This is a genomic window from uncultured Phocaeicola sp. (genome assembly GCF_948499155.1).
GTDB classification, from domain to species: Bacteria; Bacteroidota; Bacteroidia; order Bacteroidales; family Bacteroidaceae; genus Phocaeicola; species Phocaeicola faecalis.
Genome location: NZ_CAOOSE010000034.1, coordinates 23,580 through 34,525, shown reverse-complemented (window position 1 = coordinate 34,525; position 10,946 = coordinate 23,580). Strand labels below are relative to the sequence as shown.

Sequence of the window (10,946 nt, the reverse complement as noted above, 5' to 3'; positions counted from 1 at the left end):
TCCTTTGATTAAGGATTGTGTAACTGAAATGTCCGCAATTATTGAAAAGCATTATCGGTGTGTAAAAAAACACAGTGTTCGTGTCGAGGAGTTGGGTAAACCTTTTTCTGTCGGTAATCTATCAAAAGATGATTTGTCTGAGATTGGAGTACCATGTATAATTTATGGTGAGCTTTTCACGACATATGGAGCAATAATAAATAAGGTAGAAAGCCATACTAAAAAAATTGATGGAATGACTTTAAGCAGAAAAGGGGATTTGTTATTTCCTTCTTCTACAACAGTTGATGCTGTTTCCTTAATTGCGCCTTCTGCCATTAATGTAGATGGTGTGATTTTGGGAGGTGACATGTTTGGAATACATGTTAATTCCAACTTCGATGCTCAATATCTTAGTTATTTCTTTAATCATATAGCAAAGAATCAGTTTGCAAAATATGCCAAAGGTAGTACAATTATACATTTACATCACACGGATATAGATAAAGCCAAACTATTATTGCCTTGCTTGGAAGAACAAAATAGAATGGCTATGTGTATGGTTTCATTAGATGAGAAAATAACTATTGAGAGCGCAATTCTAAAAACAATGTTGATTCAGAAATCATACTTACTTCGGCAGATGTTCATATAAACATTTGGCGAAGTAGGTATTGCTTTCCCTTCTGAAAACGTTGTAATAGCATATCTTCATTTGTGATTTTTCTGTCTATTGTTGTAAGAAATGCGGAAATACTTTCCTGTATTGCCTTAGAAGTCAAAAGGATATGGAACTTCTCTAAATCTTTTTTCTGAATGTTGGGTAGTCCTGTACCTATTCTTAACTTCATTATAGAACTTTCTTGACTTTTCAAATAGTGATAGAGATAGAGCTTGCAAACATTAGGTTGAATATTATTGAGAGTATAGCAATGTCCACCACTCCAAAATGCGTCCCTGTTATATTGTATATATCCACATGAGTTTCCACCCTCGCTAATAGATATAGTATTAGCAGGTGTGTTGCATTGGTCATAATAGCCCGATGGTTCTACCCCTCCATTCATAACATAGAACTTACCTGTTTCAGAAAGGTCTTCACCATTAACTTGCTTGCCTTTCTGTATGATACATACATCTGAAAGAGATAGAATATCACCATCTGTTGAATTGAATAACCTTTCTGCTATTGCGGACTTTAGTATTTTCAAATCCTCAATGATTTTGTTTTGGGTGGCGATGCGATCATCAAGCAATGCCAACAAATGTCCTATTTTCTTTTGTTCCTCAATAGACGGTAAAGCAATTGGCATATCTGCAATCATTTCCATTCTTACAGAATCAACAGAATTTTTAGCACTCATTCGCTTAACACGATTATAGAAATTCCCTGCGAAGTATGAATACAGATACTTACCATCACATTTGAAATCGCTCAGAATGTAAACGCGCTGATGTACACCGATTTTCCCTGTGGAATAATGGAAAACCTTACCAACACCTACGCCGTCACCAGCTGTTAGAATAGCCTCTCCATCAAAGGTCCATGAGTTAATTCGTTCAACAATTTGCGAGCGAACATAAAATGGATAGATTCCATTATCGGACTTGTCTTGGGTGTTCTTATTGCCAGTTCTTATATTGCATACATCCTTTAACCTTTTCCTTTCCCACTCCCCACTAAACTCTGGGAATCTCAAATGGGGAACATTGAGGACTTTATTTTTATTATCTGTTGCCATAGTTGTCTTTATTTTGAAGGATTAAGGTTAAATGGGAGCAATGAGTTTCCATCGTTGCTCTCATTAAAACGGTCGAAATCCGAAATGTATGATTGATCTTGAATCTGTTTATATTTCTCGTACTCGCTATAAGCTTTATCTCGCGCTTCCTCTTGTGATACCTTTCCGGCTGTATCACATTGTTCATACCCCATAGTGGCAAGATATTGCTGGAGGAACTTCTTCCAATCGTCCATTGTGGAAACAATATGACGTTGGGCACGAGATTCCGCCGTATCAAGGAAAGCTGTAGTGATAAGATTTAGCTGAGATAGTTCTGTGTCCGACAAATAGTTCTTCGCAACGATGGTATCAGACTTCTGCACTCTCCCATCAGGAGCTTTCTTCCAAGTGGTAAGTCCCATATAAGGTTGCTCAGAGTCTGCCCGTTGATAGATGATTTCCGCAGCCGTCTGATGAGTAACGGCAAGGTGCATCATGTTCTGCACCATCTTGAAGAACAGTTTTGTGCTTTCTGATTTTGCATCATAATCCGCACTGCACTCTGCATAGATGTCTGTTATCTTTTGGTAATATCTACGCTCTGATGTGCGTATTTCACGAATGCGTTCCAGCAAATCGTCAAAGTAGTCCTTGCCGAAGTGCTTACCTTGCTTCAATCGTTCATCATCAAGAGCATAGCCTTTAATGATAAACTCTTTCAGTACGGACGTCGCCCAGATACGGAACTGAGTCGCTTGATAACTATTCACCCTGTATCCTACGGCGATAATTGCGTCAAGATTATAGACTAACGTGTTATAGTCCTTTCCGTCATTGGCAGTTATTGGAATTTTTCGAATAACTGAATTTTCGCTTAACTCGCCACTTTTGAATATCTCTTTGAGATGGTAGTTTATTGTACTCACATCTACGTTGTACAAGTCAGCCATTCTTTTTTGAGACATCCAGAAAGTCTCACTGTTGAAAATGACTTCTACACGGGCTTCTCCTTGGGCTGTTTTGTATAGCAATATATTGGAACTTATCGAATTATGAACAAGCTCAGCCATAGAAACAGATTGGCCGAAATAGTCTCGTGCTTGTTGGACAAGCACTTTCCTATTATCGGCATTTTCCGCTATAATCATACCTGCCATACGAGACAAACGAAAGATGGTCACTTTGCGGAATGAGCCGTTTCCTATCTTTACCATGTCAACCGCTTGGTTGAAATGTTCGTCCACGTTCATCCCTTTCTCTACGGCAACCTTGATGGCTTTATCAATAACCCGTTGGAATTTCCAATAAGCGGAATAGCCCATTGCACCACAGAGGTCGCGGGAACTCCAGTAGTCATTCCCGTTCTCGTCCTTGCGGCGTAGATTCTCAAACGAAGGTGTCATTTGAGGTATATTGTCATTTTCTTCCATCTTGCGAATTTCCGTTAGACTATTCTACAATCCCTAACTCTTTCAAATATACCTCAATCTCCTTATCAAGTTCGGCACGTTTGGCTTCCAATTCCTTGATTTCAGCCATTACCGCCTTTATGTCAATAGGTTCCTCTTCTTCAAAGGTATCAACGTAACGAGGAATATTCAAATTGTAATCGTTCTCCTCCACCTCTTTCAAGGTAGCCAAATGACTGTACTTCTCGATTTCCTTACGGTCACGATAGGTTTCGACAATCTTTCGGATATGCTGCTCACGGAGCTTGTTTTGAGTCTTGACCTTTTCAAACTCTTTGCTGGCGTCAATAAACAAGATATTATCATCTTCCTTACGACACTTCTTGAATACAAGAATACAAGTAGGTATGCTTGTGCCATAGAAGATATTGGCAGGCAAACCGATAATGGCATCCACATAGTTTTTCTTCTCTATAAGGAAACGACGAATAACGCCCTCGGCATTACCTCGGAACAATACACCATGTGGGGCCACACATGCCATTGTTCCACCCTCATTCAAATGATAAATCATGTGTAGGATAAAGGCATAGTCGGCAGTCTTACGTGGAGCAAGTCGCCCGGCCTTACTGAAACGGTCGTCAGTGTTGAATTTGTCGGCAGCACTCCATTCGGCAGAGAACGGAGGATTTGCTACCACCGCATCAAACTGGGTATCCCCAAAGGCATCCCATTCAAGTGTATCACCATTCTCAATTTTGAAGTTGCTGAACTTGATGCCGTGAAGCAGCATGTTCATTCGGGCAAGGTTGTATGTTGTCGGATTCTTCTCCTGACCGTAAATGTCAACTGCTTTTCCTATACTTGCAGCACGGAGCAATAACGAACCACTACCGCATGTTGGGTCATAAACATTGCGCAAACGCTGGTGACCTATAGATACGATTTCTGCCAAAATACGGCTGACTTCCTGCGGAGTATAGAACTCTCCGGCTTTTTTTCCTGCACCTGCCGCAAACTGCGAAATCATATATTCGTAAGCATCACCCAAGATGTCAATTTCCTGCGAAGCCTCTACTCCAAAATCAATATCGTCCAGTGCCAAAAGTACATTGCTGACGAGAGTGTTTTTGTCGTCTGACGTCTTGCCCAATTTCGGAGAAGCCAAGTCTATGTCAGAGAACAATCCACCGAAATCTTCTTCGCTGTCCTGCCCAAGAGTGCTATCCTCAATACGTTTCAATGAACGCTCCAGCATAGGAAGAATGTTCTCTTTCCGCTTGATAGCCTCAATTACGGACGAGAACAAGAACTTAGGTTCGATGAAATAGCCGATATTCTCCAAACACTGGTTCTTGGCTTCCTCTTGTAGCTCCACAGCATCGGCATCTTCCATTTCCCATAATTCCTTGAAGGTTATTTCATCATCCACCAAGGCACTATTGGCGTACTTTTCTATTTTCTCCGACAAGTATTTATAGAAGATGAACCCCAATGTGAAGTACATAAAGTCGCTTGCCGACATATTACCACGCAAACGGTTTGCGACCTCCCAAAGTTGGTCGCGGAGTTTCTGTTGTAATTCTTCGCTCATAATCTCTTATTCCTTATTCTTATCAATTTCCTGTTTTTCTATCATACGACGCATATCATCCAGTATTTGCCCCTTATATGAAAAGTATTTTGCGCCTTGATATGCTCCAGAAGTGTTTTGTTTTTCTTCGGGCATAAAAGTTCCGACAAAAGGTGATAATTTATAAATACGGCCTTCATATTCAATCGAATCATCACTTGCCACTTTCACCTCAGTTCGTGTAGGTATAAAAGTAATAGTCTCACCTATCTTGATGCCAACCATACTGAATTTAAATCGCCCACGTTTCACTACTCGTTTTGTGGCTTCTGGCGATTTTTCTTTTTCCGGGTGAGGTACGGGTTTATTGTCTTTATAGATAGTGACAACCGCATCGTCAATCATTTTGGCTATATCATTGAATATATCCAATGCTATTTGTGGAGGAACATTGAAAAACTCACGATTCTGCCGAATACGCAAATCCGTCAATCGGTCTATGGTCTTATGAACATGTTTTTCAACATCATTATATTTCACGGTTTGGATAGTTGCATAAATCTCAAACGGCAAAGGCACCGCTGTATTATCCAATTCCTTTGAACGAATATCTACAGGACGAGAACTCTTACCGATTTTAACCCAATCCTCTCGAAAGCTTGGATTTGTCAAAATATAAACATATCCGGGTTCATTTATTTTTGCCATACGTATATTATTCCCAATTAAAGGTTCTTATTATATTACGCAATCTTTCCATTATTCTCGTCAAAGCCTTTCGAGTTTTGATAAGACCAAGATGCTTCTCTTTCAACGCCTTTTGTATGATTTCCGGCTGCTCCTTTTGCAGATAGTCATACTCCTTCATATAGAGATTTAGTACATCTGCTGAAATTTGTTCTTCATCGGCCAAATCGCATACAGCCTTGTTGCGCTCAGACACGATATATTGGTTCAGACGTTCTTCCAATTCATTGGTACCATCAGCCTTGTTGCGCCCGTTCATGAAGTTCTCTTTGTCCTCATCCACATTCTTCTGGATAAATCCATCAATGAGTTTTGCCTTACCTCGCATTCCGGCATCCTTAATCATCGTATCAAGAATATGCTGACGCTTTTCTGAATAGTCTTCGCTATAGGGGTCAAGTTCCGCAATGAGTTCAAGAATATACGCCACATTGATAATGTCGCTGTGTAGAAGCTCAAGGCAGAAATCTATATCTTCCAATCCCTGTTCATTTCCGTATGGAACGGGGTCTTCCGCTACGACAGAGGGTGTTGCTGGGGGATTGATAAATCCGACAGTTATATCAAGGTATTTACTCTTATAGTCGTTAAACTGTTGCTCGGTCATTCCGAGGTCATCTGCATCCTCGCTGTAATCCTCGTATATCTGAATCTCAGCATGTTTGCGAATGATGTCACGAAACGCAAGCACAAAATTTTTCTTGTCATTCTCGCTTTGCAGAAGGTCTATGCTGCTGGGTGTAGAATATTTCTGCAAGAACTCAGTGGCTAAGTCTTTATATTCTTTTTTCACTTCCTCAAACGGAGGACGTACTATATCTTCAGGATTATTGGAATTGCTGAATAGCTTGATGGATGTATCAACATTATTTTTCAAGTCACGAAAGCACACAATCTTGCCGAATCGTTTCTTCTCGTTCAGTACACGATTGGTACGACTGAATGCTTGCAGCAAACCGTGATATTCCATATTCTTATCCACATAGAGCGTATTTAGCTTCTTGCTATCAAAACCAGTAAGGAACATTCCTACGACAAGACAAAGGTCAAGCGGCTTCATGTCCGCTTTCTTCTTTTTCATTCGTAGGTTGATGTCGTCATAGTAAGCACGGAAGTTCTCTGTGGTAAAAGCAGTGCCATACATCTCGTTATAATCATCCATGATGGCTTGCAATTCATCTGCCTCACCTACACTTTCACTAACATAATGTCCCGTACCCATACCTGTCTGCTCATCATCCTGACTGCTATTGGCAGCGTATGTAAATACCGCCCCGATACGAATTTTAGGATTTAGTGCTTTGAAAATCTTGTAATATCGGATAAGCATAGGCACCGATTGTACGGCAAACAAGGCATCAAACTCACCATCGAATGTGGATTTGTTGAAATTGTTAAGGATAAACTTGGCAATTTCTTCCATACGACTTTGATTGTCGTTATCAACGACCTCATTTCCATGATAATACTCTACAAGGAAGCCAAGTACATTTTCATCGGCAATGGCATCCTTAATGAGATATTTGTGAAGGCAGTTGCCAAATATCTCTTTCGTTGTATGTCCATCTACGGCATTTTCAGTAAAAATAGGAGTACCCGTAAAACCGAATATCTGGGCATTATCAAAGAACTTCATAATCTTCTTATGGCTGTCCCCGAAATGACTGCGATGGCACTCGTCAAATATCATCACGATACGAGAGTGGCGGATAGCGTCTATTTTGTTGCTATACCATGTCTTGCTAACTGCGGCATTCAGTTTTTGAATGGTGGTGATGATAATCTTGGAATTACTTTGAAGTCTTTTTACAAGTTCGTCTGTATTATCAGTACCATCCACAGCTCCCGGTTCAAATGCTTCATATTCCGATTGCGTTTGTGTGTCTAGGTCGTGACGGTCAACAACAAACATCACCTTATCCACATCATCCAATTCTGATACAAGTTGCGCTGCCTTGAAAGAGGTCAATGTTTTTCCCGCACCAGTTGTATGCCAGATATAACCATTGTCATTGGAGTTCTGCACGCGATCCAATATCTTTTCCACGGCATAGAACTGATAAGGACGAAGTACCATCAAGCATTTATCGCCTTCATGCAATACGATGTATTTCCCAATGATTTTGCCAAGCGTACATTTCTCCAAAAAGAACACGGCAAACTTGTCCAATTCGTTGAACGGATGGTTGGCAGCATCCGTCCAGTTGAATGTAAACTTATAGCCACTATTTGGATTGTTTGCAAAATAGCGAGTGTTTACACCGTTGGAAATGACAAACAACTGGATGTAGTCAAATAGTCCGTGAAATGAAGTCTTGTGATAACGCTGTATCTGATTGTATGCTTGTTTTAGTTCAACTCCACGGCGTTTCAGCTCTATCTGCACCAATGGCAAACCGTTGATGAGAATAGTCACGTCATAGCGGCACTTCTTGCGACCTTCAACTGTAATTTGGTTAGAAACCTGAAACTCATTTTGACACCACTGCTGCCTATTGAGAAATTCAACCCAAATACGTTGTCCGTCTGCTGTATCAAGAGGATAGAGGTCACGGAGTTTCTTTGCCTTTTCAAAGCGAGTGCCACCTTCAAGGTATATGAGAATCTTTTCAAACTCTTCTGTTGTAAACTCACTGCGCCCATGCTCCTCCAGCCGTTTACGGTTGTGGATTTCCAACTGTCGTTTGAAATTGGCATACAAATTATCTTCTTCTGCAATTTGAACGTATTCATAGTCCATTTGTTGAAGAGTTGCTATTAGTCCGGCTTCCAATGCCGATTCGCTTTGTATTGACATATCCTCACTTTATAATAAGTAGTTACTACTTGTTTATCTTATTGCCCTGTATTTTGATGGTCAATGTTATTCACTTCTATAAAAGTTGCGAATGAATCAAAAAAACATCAGGCATGATTTTATTGTAATCGTTCCTTTTTATCCGTTATCAAATCCTTTAAATCAACTTGTAGTATCTCTGCAATCTGCTGTAAAGTATCCAAATTAGGCTGAATCCGATTACACGCATAGGCATTAACCATGCTGAAACTTTTGTCGAGCTTCTTTGCCAACCATGTCTGGGAAATTCCTTTTTCTGAAAGGACAGCCTTTATTCTATTAAGTTTCATTCTTTGATACGATTTTATGATGCAAATATAGTGAATTATATTCGATAATCGGAATCGTTTTTGTACTTTTGCATCATACGTAGCTCAATTTTGGGCATAAAACTCAAAAAAACAAATAAGATCATGCATATATTTGACAAATACCTAAATGATGAAAACGCAGATAAACGTGAACGTGCCAAACTTTGGCGAACATCTATTGGTTTACAGGCTGTTGATAATCTCACGATTTCGGCTTCCTTATTGAAATGGCACGTAAACATATAGAGAGAGAAATATCAATGGATGAATTCAATAAAATGATAGAAGATTATTACGCACAAAAACGGCTAAGAAATGACTTAAATGCTTACATATAATATTGTCGCATTTAAGTTATTCGATATTTTCGAATGGCTGAACGATTAGAATCATCACACTGATGTAGTAAAAGGTTACACCGAATAAATAATAACCCTCATAATGGTTAGTTTATGCTTCAATCGAAATGAATTTGTGCATTCATTGAGTTGACAGAGTATCTGTCATCCTGGGCGCAGTCGAAGAGTCTCCTCCATTGCTCTTGTGTAGAAATGCACAAACATATACCGAGAAAAGTATAAATATTGGTTAGCTCATCTATTCCCGAATAAGTGCCTAAAAATTTGAATAAATATCAAAATGAGAATACCTGATGAAATAATTAGACAACTTCACGAAATTAACTGTGAAGATGCCGCCAAACGCTTTGGACTTGATGTCAAAAAACATATGGCTCATTGTTTTAAGCATAATGACCGTACTGCAAGTCTTGGCTTTAGAAATAATCATTGGAAATGCTTTTCATGCGATATAGGTGGAGACGCAATAACTTTTATTCAAGAAAAATTCTCTGTATCTTTCGTTGAGGCTTGTATAATTCTGGCTAATGAATATGGTGTTCACATCCCTTCTGTTGAAAGACGGTCTGCAAGATGGAAAGATTCTGTTATAAATCTACCCCGAAGGGAATCAACTAATGACGTTTCACCTCTTTTCGATCGAGAGGTTGCTGAATTTATAATGGAACACACAACCCTGACAAAGACAGGAATTAATTTTTTACGAAGTCAGAGGAAAATTAAAAGTGATGTAATTGAGTCCTCCAAGATTCATTCTATTGATAACGTGAATAGTTTAAAAGATATAATACAAGTTCAATTCGGAATAAATCGATTAAAAACAGCGAAGGTGTTAACATCGAATGGAAAATATCTAACTATTGATGCACCCTCATTAATCATTCCTTACTATGATGAGAGTAATAATCTAATAGGTTTGCAGACTCGATATTTGGGAAAAGATAATCCAGATTTTCACATACCAAGATTTAAAAGAATATGTGGCTCATCGATTAGATTATATAACCTCCCAATTTTGGAATCAATGCAACATGGTGCAAGACTTTTTATTACTGAGGGCATAACAGACTGTTTAGCCATGTTATCAGTAGGTTATGATAGTGTAGCACTGCCTAGTGCGACTTCGTTACCAACTGAAGATCTTACCAAACTAAAAAACTACAATCTTTATATGATAGCTGACCAGGATAAGGCAGGAAATGATGCTTTCATAAAGTTATATCGACTTATGCTCAGATTCGGGTGCGAAGTAAAAAGTATTAAACTTCCAAGCGGTGTTAAAGATTTTTGTGATTATTATCTAAAGATTACAAAGGATTAAACAATATGGAAAACATATACCCCAGTAATCTCGAACAAGTTTTATTTAAGGACTTGAATAGAGAGGTATTATACAAATTGTTCATCAATAGTAATGCCCAATCAATGAATGTAGATGAGATCGGTATGATTGATGAAGGAGTACAGTCATCGCCTAAAGAGAGAGAGGTAAGACATAGAGTAGAGAAGCTATTATTCTTGAATTTATTGATGGATTATGATTTAGAAAATCAGATAGAGCGAAGGAAAAACGCCAAGTATGATTATATGAACGGCCTTCTTCTATACATTGCCTCGAATCATCATTTCAAATATGGGTTTGGATATTTTAAAGACAATATACAATCATTTGATAATATGCTTGGACAATGGTGTAAATTCCTGAACGCAGTTATATCTGATATCAAGGTTCTTCCTGTTATCAAACTGGACCAGCAGATCGCTGTTGAATTTGGAGAAATTCTTAATATAACGTTATCAAAGGATGTTATTTACGATGTGAAGATTAACATGGATAACTTTGATAGGTTATTTAGGGAAATGACCCCAAAATACGACTTTTGTATAAGAGTTGATAAGGGTACATTTGAGTGTGGCAAAAGCGATGGGAGCGGACTACAGAGCAACTTATATAAGGCATTCTCAGAGCTTAATCGATTAATACAGACATTATCGTCAAAATAGAAAT

Annotated in this window: 9 protein-coding genes; 3 read left to right on the top strand and 6 right to left on the bottom strand. The window is 38.9% G+C overall.

The window, feature by feature from the left end:
- Positions 1–634 (top strand): restriction endonuclease subunit S (locus QYT14_RS17085; protein WP_289741009.1); only part of this gene is annotated, 634 nt, incomplete at its 5' end.
- Here QYT14_RS17085 and QYT14_RS17080 read toward each other — a convergent pair.
- The 6 genes from QYT14_RS17080 to QYT14_RS17055 form a co-directional block, all read right to left on the bottom strand.
- Entirely contained in the window at positions 627–1,721 is a 1,095-nt protein-coding gene (locus QYT14_RS17080) for a restriction endonuclease subunit S (protein ID WP_289307265.1), read from the bottom strand. The two genes, QYT14_RS17085 and QYT14_RS17080, sit on opposite strands and share 8 nt — an antisense overlap.
- A gap of 8 nt (positions 1,722–1,729) precedes the next feature.
- Positions 1,730–3,133 (bottom strand): RhuM family protein, encoded by a 1,404-nt coding sequence (gene rhuM / locus QYT14_RS17075; protein WP_258972479.1) that lies wholly within the window; start codon positions 3,131–3,133, stop codon positions 1,730–1,732.
- A gap of 19 nt (positions 3,134–3,152) precedes the next feature.
- A complete protein-coding gene (locus QYT14_RS17070) occupies positions 3,153–4,706 on the bottom strand; it encodes a type I restriction-modification system subunit M (RefSeq protein ID WP_258972477.1) in 1,554 nt (517 codons plus the stop codon).
- 6 nt (positions 4,707–4,712) lie between these two features.
- Positions 4,713–5,393: a GIY-YIG nuclease family protein gene (locus QYT14_RS17065; RefSeq protein ID WP_117879139.1), complete on the bottom strand. Its 681-nt coding sequence runs from the start codon at positions 5,391–5,393 to the stop codon at positions 4,713–4,715.
- A gap of 7 nt (positions 5,394–5,400) precedes the next feature.
- A complete protein-coding gene (locus QYT14_RS17060; protein WP_258972472.1) occupies positions 5,401–8,229 on the bottom strand; it encodes a type I restriction endonuclease subunit R in 2,829 nt (942 codons plus the stop codon).
- A gap of 119 nt (positions 8,230–8,348) precedes the next feature.
- Positions 8,349–8,558, bottom strand: a complete 210-nt coding sequence (locus QYT14_RS17055; RefSeq protein WP_117462627.1) for a helix-turn-helix transcriptional regulator — start codon at positions 8,556–8,558, stop codon at positions 8,349–8,351.
- Between the two features lie 660 nt (positions 8,559–9,218).
- On the opposite strand from QYT14_RS17055, the gene QYT14_RS17050 reads away from it, so the two are divergent.
- Positions 9,219–10,259 (top strand): CHC2 zinc finger domain-containing protein, encoded by a 1,041-nt coding sequence (locus tag QYT14_RS17050; RefSeq protein ID WP_258972469.1) that lies wholly within the window; start codon positions 9,219–9,221, stop codon positions 10,257–10,259.
- A 5-nt stretch (positions 10,260–10,264) separates the two neighbouring features.
- A complete protein-coding gene (locus QYT14_RS17045) occupies positions 10,265–10,942 on the top strand; it encodes a hypothetical protein (RefSeq protein WP_258972467.1) in 678 nt (225 codons plus the stop codon).
- Positions 10,943–10,946: the final 4 nt, after the last annotated feature.

Excerpts from the sequence above, each read along its gene's own strand:
- QYT14_RS17080 (WP_289307265.1), bottom strand. The coding sequence starts at position 1,721 with ATGGCAACAGATAATAAAAATAAAGTCCTCAATGTTCCCCATTTGAGA.
- rhuM (WP_258972479.1), bottom strand. The coding sequence starts at position 3,133 with ATGGAAGAAAATGACAATATACCTCAAATGACACCTTCGTTTGAGAAT.
- QYT14_RS17070 (WP_258972477.1), bottom strand. The coding sequence starts at position 4,706 with ATGAGCGAAGAATTACAACAGAAACTCCGCGACCAACTTTGGGAGGTC.
- QYT14_RS17065 (WP_117879139.1), bottom strand. The coding sequence starts at position 5,393 with ATGGCAAAAATAAATGAACCCGGATATGTTTATATTTTGACAAATCCA.
- QYT14_RS17060 (WP_258972472.1), bottom strand. The coding sequence starts at position 8,229 with ATGTCAATACAAAGCGAATCGGCATTGGAAGCCGGACTAATAGCAACT.
- QYT14_RS17055 (WP_117462627.1), bottom strand. The coding sequence starts at position 8,558 with ATGAAACTTAATAGAATAAAGGCTGTCCTTTCAGAAAAAGGAATTTCC.
- QYT14_RS17050 (WP_258972469.1), top strand. The coding sequence starts at position 9,219 with ATGAGAATACCTGATGAAATAATTAGACAACTTCACGAAATTAACTGT.
- QYT14_RS17045 (WP_258972467.1), top strand. The coding sequence starts at position 10,265 with ATGGAAAACATATACCCCAGTAATCTCGAACAAGTTTTATTTAAGGAC.